General features: G+C 50.7%; 15 protein-coding genes. 11 read left to right on the forward strand and 4 right to left on the reverse strand.

Annotated features, from left to right (window positions below; genetic code table 11):
- Window positions 1–89 precede the first annotated feature (89 nt).
- Window positions 90–578 carry a Crp/Fnr family transcriptional regulator gene (locus tag K3T83_RS07060; protein WP_220202263.1) on the reverse strand — a complete coding sequence of 163 codons (489 nt, stop codon included), beginning with the start codon at window positions 576–578 and terminating at the stop codon, window positions 90–92.
- A gap of 227 nt (window positions 579–805) precedes the next feature.
- Here K3T83_RS07060 and K3T83_RS07065 point away from each other — a divergent pair, with 227 nt between their 5' ends.
- From K3T83_RS07065 to K3T83_RS07105, 9 genes are all read left to right on the forward strand, one after another.
- Window positions 806–3,040 carry a tetratricopeptide repeat protein gene (locus K3T83_RS07065; RefSeq protein WP_220202264.1) on the forward strand — a complete coding sequence of 745 codons (2,235 nt, stop codon included), beginning with the start codon at window positions 806–808 and terminating at the stop codon, window positions 3,038–3,040.
- Between the two features lie 129 nt (window positions 3,041–3,169).
- Window positions 3,170–3,940 carry a hypothetical protein gene (locus K3T83_RS07070; protein WP_220202265.1) on the forward strand — a complete coding sequence of 257 codons (771 nt, stop codon included), beginning with the start codon at window positions 3,170–3,172 and terminating at the stop codon, window positions 3,938–3,940.
- Window positions 3,941–3,984: 44 nt separating this feature from the next.
- The gene (locus K3T83_RS07075) at window positions 3,985–5,439 is read left to right on the forward strand and encodes a hypothetical protein (RefSeq protein ID WP_220202266.1); all 1,455 of its coding nucleotides are present in this window, start codon (window positions 3,985–3,987) and stop codon (window positions 5,437–5,439) included.
- A gap of 201 nt (window positions 5,440–5,640) precedes the next feature.
- On the forward strand, window positions 5,641–7,353 hold the full coding sequence (locus K3T83_RS07080) for a peptide ABC transporter substrate-binding protein (protein ID WP_220202267.1): 1,713 nt from the start codon (window positions 5,641–5,643) through the stop codon (window positions 7,351–7,353).
- 445 nt (window positions 7,354–7,798) lie between these two features.
- Entirely contained in the window at window positions 7,799–9,574 is a 1,776-nt protein-coding gene (locus tag K3T83_RS07085; protein ID WP_220202268.1) for a peptide ABC transporter substrate-binding protein, read from the forward strand.
- Window positions 9,575–9,914: 340 nt separating this feature from the next.
- Window positions 9,915–10,874, forward strand: coding sequence for an ABC transporter permease (locus K3T83_RS07090; protein ID WP_220202269.1), 960 nt, complete (start codon window positions 9,915–9,917; stop codon window positions 10,872–10,874).
- 15 nt (window positions 10,875–10,889) lie between these two features.
- A complete protein-coding gene (locus tag K3T83_RS07095; RefSeq protein ID WP_220202270.1) occupies window positions 10,890–11,999 on the forward strand; it encodes an ABC transporter permease in 1,110 nt (369 codons plus the stop codon).
- Between the two features lie 20 nt (window positions 12,000–12,019).
- Window positions 12,020–12,997 (forward strand): ABC transporter ATP-binding protein, encoded by a 978-nt coding sequence (locus K3T83_RS07100; protein WP_220202271.1) that lies wholly within the window; start codon window positions 12,020–12,022, stop codon window positions 12,995–12,997.
- 16 nt (window positions 12,998–13,013) lie between these two features.
- Window positions 13,014–14,021, forward strand: a complete 1,008-nt coding sequence (locus K3T83_RS07105; protein WP_220202272.1) for an ABC transporter ATP-binding protein — start codon at window positions 13,014–13,016, stop codon at window positions 14,019–14,021.
- 110 nt (window positions 14,022–14,131) lie between these two features.
- Here K3T83_RS07105 and K3T83_RS07110 read toward each other — a convergent pair whose 3' ends face one another.
- Together K3T83_RS07110 and K3T83_RS07115 are read right to left on the reverse strand one after the other, a co-directional pair.
- Entirely contained in the window at window positions 14,132–14,527 is a 396-nt protein-coding gene (locus K3T83_RS07110; RefSeq protein ID WP_268963444.1) for a response regulator, read from the reverse strand.
- A 148-nt stretch (window positions 14,528–14,675) separates the two neighbouring features.
- On the reverse strand, window positions 14,676–15,122 hold the full coding sequence (locus K3T83_RS07115) for a response regulator transcription factor (RefSeq protein ID WP_220202274.1): 447 nt from the start codon (window positions 15,120–15,122) through the stop codon (window positions 14,676–14,678).
- A gap of 719 nt (window positions 15,123–15,841) precedes the next feature.
- Here K3T83_RS07115 and K3T83_RS07120 point away from each other — a divergent pair.
- Together K3T83_RS07120 and metG are read left to right on the forward strand one after the other, a co-directional pair.
- A complete protein-coding gene (locus K3T83_RS07120; RefSeq protein WP_220202275.1) occupies window positions 15,842–16,864 on the forward strand; it encodes a ThiF family adenylyltransferase in 1,023 nt (340 codons plus the stop codon).
- 186 nt (window positions 16,865–17,050) lie between these two features.
- Window positions 17,051–18,715: a methionine--tRNA ligase gene (gene metG / locus K3T83_RS07125; protein WP_220202276.1), complete on the forward strand. Its 1,665-nt coding sequence runs from the start codon at window positions 17,051–17,053 to the stop codon at window positions 18,713–18,715.
- A gap of 84 nt (window positions 18,716–18,799) precedes the next feature.
- Here the strand turns inward: metG and K3T83_RS07130 are convergent, their stop codons facing one another.
- Window positions 18,800–19,426 carry a GNAT family N-acetyltransferase gene (locus tag K3T83_RS07130; RefSeq protein WP_220202277.1) on the reverse strand — a complete coding sequence of 209 codons (627 nt, stop codon included), beginning with the start codon at window positions 19,424–19,426 and terminating at the stop codon, window positions 18,800–18,802.
- Window positions 19,427–19,432 lie beyond the last annotated feature (6 nt).

Consider the following 19,432-nt stretch of genomic DNA (forward strand, 5'->3'; position numbering starts at 1 on the left):
GGGGGACTCTTTTCCCCTTGCACCTTTGCCCTCCATATCAGCATGCTCAGTTCACATGATTCATGCTGGCATCACATACATCTTCCCGTTCAGTCCTGCACTATGGTAGATTCAACTTTACGTAAGCGGCGACTCAGCACGGCAAGGAGCTTGAGAGCAATATCGGGATGGCCGCGCAAAATGCTACGGAACTCCCATATTGGCAGCAGAAGAGCTGTCACATCATCTATTGCCACAACTGAAGCCGAACGAGGTAAATCGTCAAGGAGAGCCATCTCTCCCAACACATCGCCAGGACCAACAACAGCAAGTTCTGTCTCGGCTCTATCAGGATTATTGGCCTGAATAACGCGAACTTTTCCGCTTTTCAGCACGTAGAGTCCTACACCTGTATCGCCTTGCGACAAGATCGTGGTTCCAGCCGGATACGAGCGCTCCTGGCAGCTTTTGGCCAATTCCTGAAGCTCTTTTTTGTTCAATGTAGAAAAGAGGTCTACACGTGCAAGGGTGTCTTCGCTCATTGGTTGGTTTGGCGCAATCTCCATAGAAAAACGCGCATATTGAGAAGAAAGCGCCATCTCCTTTCTCGAAATAGAGGCAAGAAACGCCTACATGCCCTGAAATATTCCTGATGAAAGATCCTGATTATACTACGCTATAATCGCAAGTATTTTATCACAACGAAGCCGCCAGGTCACGCTGCCAACAAGCGTTTTTTTGACTTTCTACAGACCACGCACTACAATTGCATTAGTGATTACGCCATCTTACAGATATTCACTGCCGGGTTTAAGGAATATAGATTATGATAGACCATGAAAAGCAGGAAAAAGATCGGCAATTGGCTGAGAAACGTCAGCAGGCTGGATTTGAAGCATATAACGATGGAAAGCTGGACAAGGCGGCAGAGGCCTTTGGGGACGCAGAGATACGCTTTCGACTGATCGGCGACTTCAAACGAGCTGCCGATAGTCGGGCGATGGTTGCGGATGTACAGCGCCAGAATAATGCGCTTGAGCAAGCCATTACAAGCTACCAGCGGGCCATTAAACTCTACAAAGATGCACAACGTCCCATTGGTGAGGCCAATACGCTGCTCTCGTTGGGACATGTCGAACGACAGCTCGCCCATCTCGACCGCGCACAGGATGCATATCAAGGAGCGCAACAGCTCTATCGCGTACAGAAGAATGAACAGGGACTGGGCAATGTAGCGCTGGCATTAGGCCATATCGAGCTACAACGCGGCAATATCATCTATGCGGCAGAGCATTATCAGGAAGCCATTACCCACTTCAAAGAATCAAAAGATAGCATCAACGAAGCAGATGCCAGCCGTAGCCTTGCCGATATAGAGCGCATGCAGCACCACTTCGATGCTGCCCTGACCGCCTATCAGCGTGCGTTGGAAATTTATCGACAGACACGAGATAACTTTGGGGCCATCGATGCACAAATTGGTATTGGACGCATCTATCTTGAACAGGCACAGCCAGACAAAGCATCCGATTATTTCGCCGATGCGTTAAACGTATCAACAACGCTCGAATATGAACTGGGACAGGCCGATGCAAATCTCGGATTGGCTGAAACATTGTTCTCACAAAGCAGAATAGATCAGGCATTAATTGGCGCTCAATCGGCATTGCAACTCTATACCGATCAACATAATGCGCTTGGCACCGCCGATGCGAATCGTGTGCTGGGGGAGATCAACCTGCGTCGTGGGCAACTCTCCTACGCTAATTCAATGATGGAGCGCGCCTCTCGCACTTATACTGCTATCTCATTTTATATAGGGCAGGCCGAAGCGACCGTCGGGTTGGGCGAAATTCAACTCAAGCGTGGTTTTCTAGAACGTGCCATTCAGACCTTCAACGAGGGACGCCGCCAGGCGCATAAGCTCCAGAACATCCAGGTCGAAAGCAAAGCCTTGCTGGGGCTAGGCGATGTCTACTATCAACAGGGACACAGCAGCCAGGCCCGTACAGCCTATCAGGATGCACGAGAGCGGAGCGAGGGCATCAGTGAGACGCTCGCCGCCCAGTTCCAAGCCAGAGCAGAAACGAATCTCGCCCGTCTCGCAGTCGATCTTGGCGATCTCAAAGAGGCCGAAGGCCATTTAACAACGGCTGGAGAGATAATACGCAAGGATTCTCTGGCAGAGCAGCTTTTGCCACTGATCTCCACCGCATGGGGCGAGTGGTATCTCACCCAGGGAGATTTTGCTCAGGCAGAAACGCATTTCACCACCGCTCAACAACAGGCCCAGACATATCAAGAGCCACTCATGGCCGCCGAAGCGATCCTGGGCATTGGACAGACACAACTGGCACGTCAGGAATTGGAAGCAGCACTGGCTACGTTTCTCGAAGCCGGTCGACAATTTCAACTGTTGGAGAGTATCGACGGCGACGGTTCCGCAGTCCTGGGGGTTGCACGGGTAAATATCAGCCAGCAGCATTGGGATGAGGCAATCGAAAACAGCGATGCGGCTATCACCCGCTTCAATCAGGCAGAGGATGTATCTGGACAGGCAGACGCATTGCTAACACGAGGACTGGCCCATCGTGGCAAAGAAGAGCTTGATGAAGCTCTCGCGGATTTTGAACAGGCGTTACGCCACTACCATCAAGCCAGACAACCACTCGGCGTCGTTGACACACGTTCGGCACGAGCTGGCATCTACTTCTTACGTGGAGATCTGGAGCGGGCAAGAGACGAGCAGAGCAAAGCCATCACGCAAGTCGAGCACGTTCTTCAGACATTGAGTACACCTCAAGCCTGGAGCCTCTTCCTACGCCAGTACGCGGATCTCTATGCCCAAACCGCGATCACGGATCTACGGCGCGGACAGAATGAAGAGGCACGCACGCTGTTACAGAACTTCGTTCGTATCGCTGGCCCTCAAGAATTGCAACAGCGCCTTGAACTCTATAAAGCAGATATACCAACAAGCGACGAAGACCTGTCAGAAGAAGAGGCACACGCAAATCGTGAACTGATTGGACACATAGAACAGCTGCGAAAGGGATTGTAAAAAGAGGGAAGATCATGAGACAATGAAGGGGCATTCTGTTTCCTTGAAATACACCTGGATGATGAAATATCCTGGGCAAATCCAATGCTTACGCATTGCAGATTGCCCTGATCGGAGGGACGCTTTTTTATGACAATGCGATTTTTACGTGGAAATTCACAAGCGCCAAAGGGACACGCAATCCTTATCGCCAGGAGCGCGAGTGATTCACGCGTGATTTATAGCACTTATTGCCTGGTACCTCCTATACCAATGTCGCTGGCAAAATATCTCCCACCGCTATTCGCGGCGCAGATCCCTGCAGAAGAGCTACAGGATGCGACGAATCTTACCGGAATGCCGATTCCTCCGATGCTGGAGGAAGCATTTGATCTCAGCTACCTGGAGATGCTGGCAGAACATCGCGACGACGATCTCTGTGACATCGGTACTGTCAACTCGAAGGACGAAGTATCACGCATGCAGCTGGCAACGACCAGCAGCCATGAATATGGGCAATTGTATGCATCATACTTCGCAACGTTGGGCCGGACACCAACGTCAGCCCAGATCCGCGAGCAAGCCCCGTTGGAAGAGGTAGATGCAGAAGAGCTGCTCTTGCAAACGATGCCAGATCGACAAAAACTGGCAGAGCTAGGCAAGCTAGTAGGAACCGCTCGTTATGCAATTGGAGGTCACGATACGGCCCTCTTACAAGAAACAAAACGCAAAATGGAACGTTTTGCCCGGCTGCTGGCAGACAAATATCGCGGTCAGGAACTCGTCGCTGCTGCCACAGCAACCAACGAGCAGGGGGCTAAATTAGCTGAGCTTTATCTGAAGCGGGCTTATAAACTGCTCGACGAAGAATATGCAGACATTCCAGGTATTGAACGTGCTATTCGCGAATTACAAGAATAGCATTTTTACATTTCTTATCATTTATTGTTATCAGGAGCTTATTTATGGCACAGGTTACTATGGGCGTTGACCTCTCAACCCTTGTCAACGCTTTACTTGAAGGCAATATAGATGCTATTATCGCCGCCGCGCGCGAACATTTGCAACGTGAAGAACAGGTAGATGTCCTGATCGGGCGCCTCGGCTTGATTGCTGTACAAGGCGACCCGGACGGGCATCCATCAATCACGCTTGCCGCCGCCGCTATGCTAAGCCGTTTGCTACACACGATCCCGGCCCCAATCGACACGGACAAGCATTCAGCAGAATTAGCTCTGCCTCTTCTGGTACAGGCACTCCTCTCCGCTATCCCTGCCATCCGCGCTGGCCACCAGGCGCAATCGCAGTATCCAGATCCTCTTTTCCCCAGTGAGCTGCCAGAAGGCAAAACCGTGAACGAAATGATGCATCAGGCTGTCTATAAGAATGATGCGCTGCTGGCCGAACGCCTCCTCTTTGGATTGTATGGCTCTGGTGCCGACTACCGCACCACCGAAGTACGCGCCTATGAAGGGATCGCCACTACCTTTCAGAACGCTGGCCATCCATTGATGCTTGCGGTGCGCGGCTTCCAACTGTTGGACGCGGTCGAATGGGGCAATCGCGCACCGAACATCTTACACTGGCTCGCTCCCCATCTACCACTACGTCCCGACAGCGATGAGCCTGCCTGGGTGCGCAGCGTCCGCGAATACACAGGCGACCAGGCCCACAGTGTTGTCAGCATCCGTACACGCCTCTCCACACCGAAAAACGCCAGTGCCCTCTCGTTGCGGCAGCTCATTATTAGCGACGCCGACACCACAAAGGTTTGCCAGGGCGTCTACGATGCATTAATCAAGGGTGAGGCCTCGCCACAAGCGGTCGGTGCCGTTATCGCACTGGCTGCCGCCGACATCTTAGAGTATGTTCCCGATACTGACCGGGCATTATTCGTACGTGTTGCGCATGGCCTGCTCTTCTCAGCGGCTGTCCGTCAGGTGTTCCAGCGTGTGCAGGATGTCGAAGCACTCAATCTGCTCTTCACCTCTGCGGCCTTCGTCAATGCCTTGCACAAAGAGGTCATCGGCAATGGCGCACAGCGACAGCCAGTTCCGGCTTCTAAAGGAGCTTCATCGACGGCTATCGCAGGTGGAGGTTTGATCGCTGCTGCACAATTAGAGACAGTTGCATCACAACTGAAGGCACAGGATCTTGGCGGCGCATTGGCCACCGCACAGCGCTACTTCAGGCTCGGACACGATCCACGCGCTCTGTTCGCTACCATCGCTCTGGTTGCCTCTTCTATCGACTCCGTTGACGATCAGGGGCATACATTGCAAATCGTCCAGGCTGCCGCCGAAGAATATATAAGCTGGTCACAGCACCGCCTGCCAGAAACGAACATCGAAGGTTTGTTACTGGTCGCCTTGCGAGCTGCCGCCTTTGGCAAGCGCGACACCATTGTCTCCCAACTATAAAGGTGAACGAGCGGCTTCTCGCACCATCTCAATAAAACAACACTATCCAATAGGGGCATAATCTATTGACAATTATGCCCCTGTAGAATGTTTTTCTCATGCTATTCTACATAAAAAGGCTCAACAAACGCTTATCTCATCATCTACAAAATAACGTGAAGGAACAAAACAACGTGAAAGGCATTAAAGGAGAAATGCTGCATGTCTTCCAATAAGGATAGCGCACGATTTCTAGCAATGACGCTCTGCCTCTTAGCTTTTCTGCTCACCGCTTGCGATCTGCAAAATCCATTTCAACCAGTACAACAGGTCAAGGCTCCAAAGGAGAAACAGGTTTACACTATTCCAGAAACCAGCGTGACGGACTTCGAGACGCTGGACCCGGCCCTGGCACGCGACACCCCCTCAATGAACGCGATCCAGATGATCTTTACTGGGCTGGTACAATACAACAACAAGCTGGAAATCGCGCCACAACTTGCTCAATCCTGGCATCAGGAAGCTGACGGCGTCACCTGGACGTTTCATCTGAAACCCAACCTCACCTTTAACGATGGATCGCCCCTCACCTCAAGCGACATAGCTTACAGCATTGATCGCGCCCTGCAACCCACGACCCAATCGACCACTGCTCCATTATATTTAAGCTTGATTAAAGACGCGGATCAATTGTTAGCTGGCCGAATTCCTACATTACTTGGCCGTAGCTTACAGACGCCAGATCCCACAACGCTGGTCATCGTCACCAAAAAGAATGCAGCGTATTTCCTGGCGATGCTCACTTCGCCCTGTTCATATGTGGTTGAAAAAAGCCTGATCAGCAAATATGGAGCCAAATTCACCGATCATCTGACCGAAGGAGGCGGCGCGGGACCGTTTAAAGTCGCACAATATGTACATGGACAGGTTATTCGTTTCGTCCCCAATACGCACTACTATAATAAGCAACCACAACTACAAAACGTCAAAATGGTCTTTTTTCACTCGCCCGATGAAGCATATAACGCCTATCTTAGCCATCAGGTAGACATGACCGAAGTGCCGCTCTCAACCCTCGCCAATGCCAGACAGGGCCAGGATTTTCACCAGGTGCCTCAATTGTGGATTAACTACTACAGCATGAACTATCTTGTCAAACCTTTCGACAATGTGAAGATTCGCCAGGCGTTTGCACTCGCCATCAACAAAACCGACATTGCAAAGAATGTCTGGCAGGATACGGTCATTCCCACCAATCATATCGTGCCACAAGGGATGCCTGGCTATAATGCGAACCTCAAAGGACCGGACGGCACAACCAATCTCACAGGCAATGTCCAACGCGCACAGGAGCTATTACAACAGGGGATGCGCGAAGAAGGCTGGAACAGCACGACCCAGATGCCGAAAATTACGCTAACCTATGCAAAGGGGCTGTCGAGTTTCGACCAGGAGGTACAAAGCCTTATTCAGACCTGGCACAAAGTCTTAAATGTGGCAATTGTCAGCAATCCTGTCGATTACAACACCCTGCTGGACAAGGTGACAGGTGCCACGCTCAACACACAGGGATTGCAATTCTGGGGTCTCTCCTGGGTTGGAGAATACCCCGACCCGCAAGATTGGCTCTCGCTTCAATTTGCGCGGGGAGTGCCCAATAACAACATGAACTACGGGCAGAACACCAGTACAACACTCGCGCAACAACAGGCAGTGCAACAGGCACTGGTGAGCGCGGATGCCAATCCAGATGCAGCAGCCCGCCTGAAAAGTTATCAACAGGCAGAACAACAACTGGTTAATGATGTTGCCTGGTTGCCGATGGAACAGGTGACAGCTACGTTTCTGCGCACACCATCTATTGTAGGAATTGTTGATAATGGGCAGGGCATCATTCCGCCTGACGACTGGGCTAACATCTATCGGGTACAATAATCACTCGTTCTGACTGCAAATACATATGTTTTTCGCTGTACAATACATGTGAAAACGAGGAACGATGTGAGAGATTCTTGTCTAGCAGAACGTAATATGTAATTAGAGGTATATTTATGGCATAGCCACTGGGAGGAAGGAATCTTCGCACACAAGGGCTATTTCATAGTCCCGCTCTATCGTCGAGACAGCTCCTCTTATTGGATATGCCACTCTGGTCCGTAGCCGTTGTATACAGCAGGTGCCGCTTATGACAAATGTAAGTATGCCCTGTCAACCTGTTCGGTACAGATACAGGTTTGCGGTGCGCTACCTCCTGACAAGGAGAAAAGATACTCCCTGTTCAAAATGGATGGAAGCAGCATCAACAGCAGCTATAGAGAACAGAACAAATACCGATATATCTAATGGTAGACAAGCAAGAAAAAACGAGGAGAAGAAGACAATGCAATCCGGCAAGAACCCTGCTCTACGGTTCCTGTTGCCTTTATTTTGCCTGCTATCTTTGCTGCTCGCAGCCTGTGGTGGCGGGAGCGGCACCGGGCAAGCCAATGGCACATCATCTCAGGCAAGCAAAGCCTCAGATGACAAGCAAATCTACATTCGTCCTTATAGTGGATTATCGGACATCAAAACGCTTGATCCGGCGCTTGTCACAGATCTCTACTCGGCCCAGTCTCTCTCAATGCTCTATACCGGTCTGGTGGGATTAGACGGCAAAGGCAACATCGTCAAACAACTGGCAGCATCTTATCAAGTCAGCAGCGATGGGCTGACCTGGACCTTCACGCTGAAAGACAATCTCAAATTCAGCGATGGCAATCCATTAACGTCTGAGGATGTTGTTTATAGCTTTGATCGCGCTCTCCAGCCAGCGACGAAATCACCTTATGCGAGCTATTACATGGGGCTGATCAAAGATAACGACCTACTCCAAAAAGGTAAGGTCAAAACCCTGATCGGCGATAGCATCATCGCGCAGGATGCCAAAACAGTTATCATCAAGACCAGCAAAAAAGCTGCTTACTTCCTGTATACACTTTCCTATCAGACCGCGTTTGTCCTTGAAAAAAGCTTTGTACAGAAGTATGGCAATGATTTTACCAACCATCTCTCAGAGGGCGGCGCAAGCGGTCCCTGGATCGTCTCTAAATATCAACGCGGCAAGGAAATTGATTTCACTCCAAATCAATATTACTATGGTGCAAAGCCACAATTGAAGAAAGTTGTGCGCCCTTTCTATAAAGAAGCTGATACTGCCTGGCGCGCTTATCAGGCCAACCAGGTTGATCGCAGTGGCAATGTCCCAACCCCCAATATCGCAGACGCAAAAGCCTTGCCGAACAATCAATATCATGTTGTTCCTCTGCTCAGTAACATCTACTTTGCTATGAACTATCTGGTGAAACCATTTGATAATATCAAAATTCGCCAGGCATTCGCCCTTGCCCTCAACAAAGAGGTCATCGCCAACAACGTTTATAAGGGAACTGTTATCGCAACGAACCACATCGTTCCTGAAGGCATGCCTGGCTACAATCCTGGTCTGGTCGGTCCTGCTGGTGTAAAAAGCCCCGCTGGTGATGCAGCTCTCGCCAAAAAGCTTTTCGAGGAAGGCTTGAAAGAAGATGGCTACGCGAGCGCTGCCGCCCTGCCACCAATCGTCTTTGAAGGCGCAAGCGGTGGTCAGGCCGATGTTCGTAACGAGTTCGCAACAGAACAGCAGATGTGGAAAAGCGTCCTGGGTATCGATGTCAAACTCAACGACGTCGACTTCAACAAGTTGTCCGACGACACTACCAATACCATTGGCAACAAGAGCCTGATGGCCTGGTGGATCGGTTGGATCGCCGATTATCCCGATCCACAGGACTGGACCTCTGTACAGTTTGCGGAAGGCGCTGGCAACAACAACGCCAATTATGGACAGAATCAGTCTACTGATGCCGCGAAACAACAGGAGACACAGAAGATACTTCTTCAGGCGGATGCAAACACAGCAAATAACGACGAACGTATGAAGCAGTACAATCAGGCAGAGCAACAACTGGTGGACGATGTTGCCTGGATTCCATTGTACCAACAGGCATCTCCATTCGTAGAGAAACCGTGTGTTGTTGGGCCGACAACTAACTCTATAGATATCGTGGCCCCTGACGATTGGGGAAGCATCTACAAAACAACGGCCACCCCTTGTGCCGACGTAAGCAATTACAAATAGTAGAGTACGTTCAATGTAGCCCTTGCCATTGCAGGTAAGGGCTACACATGAGAGTGAAGCCGCCAGGTTGAGTTACTTCACTCTCCCAGCTGGCAAACGCTAGCTTCGAGAAAAGCAGTTGTGATACAATACGCACAAACATTTTTCAGTTTTCTAAACATCTTAGATAAGCAACAATAGTAACTTTGTCCATTGACAGGTGCCATTTCATCGTGACAAAGCAGACACAGCCAATACTATGTTTTTTCGACGTTTGAACTCTCCTGGTTATTCGGAAAGAGTTCTGCCGAAGCTTATCACCATTGATAGCCTCATATGAGAACGCAAGAGGTACAGTAACATGGTTCAGTTCCTTGTAAAACGCTTCATAGGGCTTATCTTTGTGATCATCTGTGTGACCTTCATTACGTTCATTCTTGGGTTCAAAGCTCCTGGTGATCCAATTAGAGCGCTTTTAGGGCAACACTTTGATCCACAAACCTACGCTCAACTCAAACACCAGTATGGATTAGATCTCCCCTGGTATCAACAATACTATAACTACATTACAGGGCTTTTCCGCCTGAATTTTGGCTATTCGATCCATTATCAGGGAGAGTCGGTCTGGGATATCCTCAAAGCTGGCGTTCCAGTGTCTACGGAGTTAGGCTTCTGGGGACTGATCCTGACAGTTGTCATTGGTATCCCCATTGGTATTTTTTCAGCCTTGAAAGCCAATACCTGGGTTGATACGCTCAACATGGGAACAGCCCTCATTCTTTACGCCCTTCCCTCATTTGTCCTGGCTGTATTTTTACAACTGCTGATCGTCTGGGTCGATAAATGGACGGGGGTAGAGTGGCCCGTCTCGAACTGGGGCAATCCCTGGCAATATACCTGGACCGATATCCAGTACAAGCTCGGGCCAATTCTCGTGTATTCAGCCGTTAGCTTTGCCTACTTTGCACGCCTCGCCCGCACAACTATGTTGGAGGTGCTACGCCAGGACTACGTACGTACAGCACGCGCAAAGGGGCTACTGGAAAAAGTCGTGGTCTACCGCCACGCATTACGCAATGCGCTGATTCCATTGGTCACTGTTATTGGCCTTTCGATTGGCTTTCTGGTCGTTGGCGTCTTCTTTATTGAGCAGATCTTCAACATTCCAGGCATTGGTACAACGGCATTGGAAGCTATTAGCAATCGCGATTACCCGGTTATTCAAGCAACTACCGTACTTGGAGCAGTCGCAGTGGTTTTTGGTAACCTGATTGCAGACATTCTCTATAGCGTTGTTGACCCACGCATTAAGGCGGAATAGAAGGGATAGAGACGGATGGACACAGCAGACAAAAATCCCGAAATTTCTTCGCCAGAAATTACGCCACCGGCCGCCGCTCCTTCTCCGCTTCAGACGAGCATGGTCATCGAATCAGAGAATGCGCTGGCAGCACCCGGCTCTCTTGAAGAGAAGCAACGGCAACTAGAGAAAACGCCGACACCATTCCAGGATTCGCTGAGGAGACTACGGCGCGATAAACGGGCAATGGCAAGCGTCGTTGTCATCCTCCTTTTTATCATATTACCGATCATTGGCCCCCCTATCTATCAACACGTCGGCAGCATCTACAACAGCCCGACCAGCGGCTCAATTGGTCCAACAGTCTATCATAGCCCCTTCCATACAGAACTGACACGTCAGGATGAAGGGCCATCAGCGCAATACTGGCTCGGCACCGATGCGATTGGTCGTGATCTGCTGGCTCGCCTGCTTCAAGGTATGCTGATCTCACTGATCGTTGCAGTCAGCGTTGAAATCGTGAACGTCGTCCTGGGTATTGGCATCGGCGTGCTGGCAGGCTTCTTTGGCGGCTGGATTGATCAGTTGTTAGCTCGCTTTACCGACGTGATGTTTGCCTTCCCGGGCCTGCTTTTCGCGATCCTGATTACCGGCATCTTCGGCACCGCAGCAGACACCGCATTTAGCAACATCCCTCTGATCGGTGCCAACGGCAATGCACGCTTGATTATCGTGTCGCTCGCCCTTGCGATGACCACGTGGCCTCTGATGGCACGTTTTGTCCGGGGACAAACGCTGCAACTGAAAGAGCAACAATTCATCGAAGCGGCCCGCACGTCTGGCACCAGCAATAGACAGATCATCATGCGCCACATCATTCCCAATCTGTTCAGCATCGTGGTTGTGGCGGCAACGCTCGATATCTCTGGCACGATCATTGGGGAAGCTGGACTCAGCTTTCTCGGCCTGGGCGTACAATCGCCAGGATCGAGTATTGGCTTGATGATTAACGATGCCAGAAACCTGATCGATACACATCCCTGGGAGATTCTCCTCCCCTCCATTGTGTTAACACTGATCGTGCTGGCCTTCTCATTCCTGGGCGATGGTTTGCGCGATGCATTTGATCCAAGAGCAAAAGATTAATAAATCGGAGTAATACTGCAATGACAGCAAATTTGCTGGAAGTCAACAATCTGAAAACCTACTTTTTCACGAGAAGCGGTGTCGTCAAAGCTGTTGATGATATCTCCTTCACGATGAAGCCGGGTGAAACACTGGGAGTAGTGGGCGAAAGTGGCTGCGGCAAAAGCGTCACAGCCCTCTCGGTGATCCGCCTGGTTGCAAATCCTCCCGGCAAAATTGTGGGGGGAGAGGTTAATTTTAACGGAGAGAACATTCTGGAAAAGAATCAGGAAGAGATGACGGAGCTACGAGGCAGCAAAATCTCGATGATTTTCCAAGATCCAATGACTTCTCTCAATCCAGTCTTTACCGTTGGCTATCAGATCGCCGAAACAGTCAAGCGTCACCGCAAAGATGTGAGCAACGACCAGGCCTGGAAACGTGCAGTTGAGATGCTTGATCTGGTGCGTATACCAGACGCGAGACGCCGAGCCAAGAGCTATCCCCATGAATTCAGCGGCGGTATGCGCCAACGCGTCATGATTGCTATCGCCCTCGCCTGCAATCCCCAGCTACTCATCGCTGACGAGCCAACAACTGCCCTGGATGTCACTATCCAGGCTCAGGTGCTTGAATTGATGAAGGGTCTGTCGCATGAGTTTGGGACAGCGGTGATGCTGATTACGCATGACCTGGGCGTTGTTGCGGGCACGTGCCAGCAGGTTAACGTCATGTATGCTGGAGGGATTATAGAATCGGCACCGGTGAAGCAGATATTTGAATCTCCTGCTCACCCCTATACGGTTGGTCTGTTGCAGTCGATTCCACGCCTCGACGATCAGCGCGGTTCCAGGCTCACGCCGATTCCAGGGCAGCCCCCCGATCTGCTGAACCCGCCTGTTGGCTGTCCTTACGCCGCCCGTTGTCCCAAAGTACAATCGCGCTGCCGTCAGGAGAAACCCCGACTGATGCCAGTTGGTCGCGGCGAACAGGTTGCAGCGTGTTTTTATCCAAACTAAAGGGAAGAAATCAGTCATGGTACAGCAACAAGTTGAAGCAGAGAAAAAAACAGACCAGACGCTCGTCGAGGTAAAAGGGCTAAAAGTTCACTTCCCCATCAAGGGAGGGCTGTTGGGCCGCACCGTAGCAAACGTCAAATCGGTAGATGGGGTAGATCTGTTTGTGCGGCGCGGTGAAACGCTTGGTCTGGTGGGAGAAAGTGGTTGCGGCAAAACGACAACCGGGCGAGCCATCCTCCAATTAATCAAGCCCACAGCTGGGAGTGTGAAGCTCAACGGAGTTGAACTCACCACACTGCCCTCTAACGAGATCCGCAAAAGGCGTGCCGAAATGCAGATGGTCTTTCAAGATCCTTTTGGCTCGCTCGATCCTCGTTATACCGTTGGGCAAATCGTCGCCGAGCCGCTGGAGAATTTTCAGCGCGGGACGCCGAAGCAGATCCGCGAAGAGGTTGCTCACTTACTGGAAGTGGTGGGCATCAATCCATATTATGTGAACCGTTTCGCGCATGAGTTTAGCGGCGGTCAGCGTCAACGCATCGGCATTGCTCGCGCCCTGGCGCTGCATCCATCGTTTATCGTGGCCGACGAACCGGTCTCAGCGCTGGATGTTTCGATCCAAGCGCAGGTACTCAATCTGCTGCAAGATCTACAGGGCCAGTTTGGTCTGACATATCTGTTTGTCGCGCACAACCTCTCGGTCGTGAAGCATATCAGCGAACGTGTGGCTGTTATGTATCTGGGACGCGTGGTCGAGTTGGCGCAGAGCGCTTCACTCTACGAAACGCCTTTACACCCTTACACGCAGGCGCTCCTTTCGGCAGTTCCCGTGCCTGATCCAGATATTGAGGCACGCCGCAAGCGCATTATCCTCGAAGGAGATGTACCAAGCCCGGTGAATCCTCCTAGCGGCTGTAATTTCCATCCTCGCTGCTGGAAAGCGCAGGCTATTTGTCGCGAGGTTATACCTCCGCTGGAAGAGAAGCAGAGCAATCATTACGCCGCCTGTCATTTTCCAGGCTGAGGATGCCCCAGGGCGGCGACAAAAAACGGTGGATATTCTCTCTTGCAAAAGCGGGTATCTACCGTTTTCTATTTATGGGATAGGGAAAAGTGAGTTCATTCACTTGAAAACTAGACGCTTGTACGCTGCTCAAGCCTTTTGATACGCGAAAGGAGACGGATACGCGCTTGCAAATGGGGTCCATCAAAAGGCTTCACGACATAGTCATCAGTACCAGCATCAAACCCCGCAACTTTATCGTGCAGTGTTGTCTGGGAGGTAAGCAACATAATAGGAAGATGCCGCAGCCCAGCTTGATTCCGCACGTAGTGGCATAAATCCAGACCACTCTCCCGACCAACTACGACTTCAGAAATCAAAATATCCGGCACAAAGGCGTTGAGAAGCTCCTTCGCCTCCGTTACCGATGCTACGCATTTTACAACAAACCCGCTTCCCAAAACGCTTTGCATCTTCTCATGTGTATGCGGGTCACTGTCAACAAAAAGAATATTTAACCTGCGCAATGACCGTAGCTCACGCGTTATGCTTCACTATGTGGAAAATACACGGCACCGCCTCATCACTTACGGCATCCCAGAACGGCACCGCCCCACATGACAGTAATTTTTGGGACAGGGCATCGCTGCCACACAAACCAATCCTGTAGAGGATTTACTCTCGCTCGGCCTGTGTCTGCACCAGATAATCCGTCCGACGCTGACGCTCGGCTGGAGTGAGATGTAATACTCGCTCAATTGCTGCATTTAAGGCGGTTGGCTTAAACGGTTTTGTCAGATACTCATCAGCACCCGACAGTAAGCCCGTCAGTTGATCCTCCTCACGCGTCATCGCGCTCAAAATGATGAGAGGCGTATTCGCGGTGCGAGCATCACCTCGTAAACAACGCACTAACTGATATCCATCCATGCGTGGCATTTTAACATCGATGATAACACAATCGGGCTGTTCAGCAAAAATACGCTCCAGCCCTTGCACGCCATCATAAGCGACGATCACCTGATATGCCCCCTGCAAATTGACGGCATATTTGATTAATTCCACAATGGTTGGATTGTCATCGATAACCAATACTTTTTTCATTGTATTCCCGCTGCTCATATGGCTACCCCTCGCAAAGCGCTGCATACACCGTACTGGTTACAGGGTAAGGGAGACTATTGCACCCATTGCATTGTAACACAGTTCGCTGCTACTGCCAACACACAATCAATGCAGCACCAATTTTCCGTACTACTGTACTAGTATGTCACATAGATTGTCATTTTTCACCCTCATCATTCAAATTGAGGGCGCTCGCCTTCCCACTATGCTCCATTTGCTTGAAAACAGAACCTTGCGCAGTCAGGTTATTGCTCGTATCAACCAGAGGCACCTGAGTTCCCGTACAGGAATACTGAAAAGACATTCACTTAGCTCCAATTGTCATACATTCATAGCATAGATAGAAAGTGATACAAAAAAATATACGTTCCCATCCAGAAGGCATACAGCGCTAAAATTGAGCAGAGATCCGCTAGATACCATAATCCCTGCCACATCTTTCATAAACATATCGCTTGCATTATTACCGATATTGATGCTGCTCACCATTTCTGGCTGGTTGTAACCAAGTATAACATAAGTTCGTGAGCTATTGCACAAGATTCATCCAATATAGTACGATGTCGCTATAACCTCATTCAAAAAATGTATAATAAGAAATAAGTGATAATTAGCTTATTGGATTGACCCAGAAACACTTCGACTGCCAATTTTGCGCCTTTATGCTAGAATAGAGGAGAAAGCGTACCTCACATAGCGCATGAAGGAAGAAAAACATGCTCGACCGCTATTCACGACAAACACTGTTCGCACCTATTGGCAAGGAGGGACAAGAGCGTCTCCGTTCATCAGCCGTCACAATCATCGGCTGCGGGGCACTGGGCACGGTCCTGGCAAATAACCTGTGTCGCGCAGGCATTGGACGATTGCGTATTGCCGACCGCGACTTCATTGAACTCAACAACCTCCAGCGACAAATTTTATTCGATGAGGACGATGTCAAGAGGCACATCCCCAAAGCGGTGGCGGCGGCGGAGAAACTGCGGCATGTGAACAGCGATGTAGAGGTGGAAGCACTGGTGGAAGATATCGATGCAGATGGGATTGAAGCGCTTGTGCAGGAGACTGATCTGCTCCTGGACGCAACAGACAACTTTGAGACGCGCTATCTTTTAAATGATGCGTGCATCAAATACCAGCACCCCTGGATCTATAGCGGTGTCATTGCCTCCTACGGCGTCACCATGAACGTTATTCCCGGCGTAACGCCTTGCCTGCGCTGTGTTTTTCCTGAGATGCCGCTACCTGGCACTACCCCGACCTGCGACACAGCAGGAGTGCTGAACGGGATCGTCGGAGCCATCACAGGCATTGCCTCAACCGAAGCGCTAAAAATCCTGCTCAACAGCGAGAAAACAAGCCATGACATGGTGTGGATGGATGTCTGGGAAAATACGTCCGAGCGCATTGCGCTGCCGAGACAACCTGATTGTCCCGCCTGTGGGCAGCACCACTATGATTTTCTTGAATCGCTTGGCGAAAGCACTTCCACAACGCTTTGTGGACGCAACGCAGTGCAGGTACGCAATCATGCAGGGAAAGGTGGAGAGAAGCTGAACTTCTCGGAGCTAGCAGAACGTTTGCAGCCAGTGGGCACCGTACACTATAATGAATTTCTTCTGCGTTTCATAGTCGATGGATACGAATTAACGGTTTTTCCCGATGCTCGCGCAATTATAAAAGGCACCGCCGATCTACAGGTTGCTCGCTCCATCTATGCACGCTATATTGGCATGTAAGCCGGACTGGTACTTAAAACTGATAAAATGCTTGTTCTCATTGTGACCAGTTGTTATAATATGTCTGTCTGGCCTCAGAGTTGTGTTTGCTGACGCTGGAGATGTGTGCAAAATGGCCTGATATCTTCCAGTCCTCCCCACGCATGACTTTATCTTACGACCTTTTAAGGGAGATTATAGTATTAAATGAATGAACATATTCTCGTATGCGTTGCCTGGCCGTATGCGAAAAGCTCTACACATGTGGGGCAGATCGTCGGCGCATACCTCCCGGCAGACACGTTCGCGCGCTATCACCGTCTGGCGGGCAATCATGTCCTGATGGTTTCTGGCAGCGACGAACATGGCACCCCTATTCTTGTCGATGCCGAGAAACAGGGCATCACGCCACGCGAATTTGTGGCAGACTACCATCGTCAGATATGCGAAGTCTGGGAGAGTCTGGGCATCTCATGGGATCTCTATACGGAAACGGGAACCGACAACCATTACCGTATCACGCAAGATTTCTTCCTGACATTATATAAAAAGGGCTACATCTTCAAAGACACCATGCAGTCGCCGTACTGCCCAACGGATCGCCGCTTTCTGCCGGACCGCTACATCGAAGGCACCTGTCCACATTGTGCTTATCCATCTGCACGTGGCGACCAGTGCGATAACTGCGGTCGTACCCTGGACCCGATTGATCTGATCGATCCCAAGTGTCGGCTCTGTGGGAGCAAGACGAGCAAGCTAGAAATGCGTCAGACCGACCACTTTTTCCTGGACCTTCCCAAGCTGCAAGCACCGTTGGAGCAATGGCTCTCGCAAGGGAAAGAACACTGGCGTCCCAACACCATGGGCTTTGTTATGAACTGGCTCAAAGAGGGGCTACGGGCACGAGCCATTACGCGCGACCTTGACTGGGGCGTGCCTATTCCGCTGGAAGGTTATGAGAATAAACGCATCTATGTCTGGTTCGATGCCGTCATCGGCTACTTCTCAGCCTCAGTAGAATGGGCCGAAAAGCAAGGAACGCCTGATGCGTGGAAGACCTGGTGGATACCGGGCGAGACCGATCCTGCGGTCAAGCCCTACTACTTTATCGGCAAAGACAACATCCCGTTCCACGCCATCATCTGGCCCGCTATGCTGATTGGCTATGGCAATCGCAATCTGCCCTACGACGTGCCAGCCAACGAGTTCATGACGATGAGCGGCTTCAAGGCATCTAGCAGTCGTGGAAACGTGATCTGGACGCGTGATGTTTTGGATCGTTACAACGTTGACACCGTACGCTATTACCTCTCGGCAACAGCACCGGAGGGACGCGACACCGACTTTACGTTCGACGAACTGATTCGCCGCAACAATGACGAACTGGTCGCGGCCTATGGCAACGTCGTGCATCGTACCCTGACCTTCTTACAGAGCAAGTTCGGGGGAGCCGTGCCAACCCCACAGGCACTCAGTGAGGCTGACCGCGCTATTCTGGCCGAGGTGGAACAGGGCTTTGAAACGGTAGGACGCAACATTGAGCAGGTGCATATCAAGGACGGCCTCAATGCGGCGATGTCAATTGCGCGTGCTGCGAATCGCTACCTTGATGAGCAGGCACCCTGGAAACAAATTAAGGTCAATCGTGAAGCGGCGGGCACAACCATCTATGTGATGCTTCAGGTACTCAGCGGCCTGCATATCCTCTTCTGCCCTTATCTGCCCTTCTCATCGCAAAAGCTGCATGAGTATCTCGGTTTTGAGGGCGATGTCAACAAGGCAGGCTGGCAATTGCAGAAAGTATCAGCAGGAGCAACACTGCCCAAACCAGCTCCTCTCTTCCCCAAGATTGAAGAGCCAGCCGCAGTATAACGCAATACAAAACAGAGAAGAGACTTGCGCGCCTGTTAAAATGGATGCGCAAGTCTCTTCTCTCATTCGCCGACAATACATTCATCAATTTCCATCATTGGATGTTGAGAGACGTTTCCCCATCGAGATAGCAACCTCGTGGGCCGAGGGACCAGGCGGGTAAAAATGAGGATTAATGCTCCAGACCTCCAACCCATTGCGCAGGTAAAATTGAATCGCGGGATAGTTGATATTCTGTGTCTCCAGAATGATCGCCCAACAATCACACTTCCGTGCCCAATCCGCCGCACAATTTAAGAGCAGCGAACCAACTCCGTAACGGCGATATTGATGTCCAACGATAATATCCTGGATCAGCGTTACCGAGCGCCATTCTTCCACGCGTAGCAAGATGGCACCAGCAACCTCGCCATCCGCCAGCGCGACATAGCCTCCTTCAACGCCCCGTATCTTTTCCTCCATAGCCGCCAGCGTCTCCTCCCCTTCGCGCAAGTTTTTATAGATGGGAGGATCGACCTGTTTTTCCAGCAGCTCAAAGGCAAAGACAGGACGGTCATTACCTCCTGCGTCGTCACTATCCTGCATCAAACGATTCTGTACACAAAGCGTATAGATGCGATCCGTCTCAAAATTGTAATCCAACGCATGGAGAGCAGGAGCGTCATTGACATGTATAGCACGCACTTCAATGTGAGGCATTTCCTCGTCCATAGACAA

It is taken from the genome of Reticulibacter mediterranei (genome assembly GCF_016587455.1).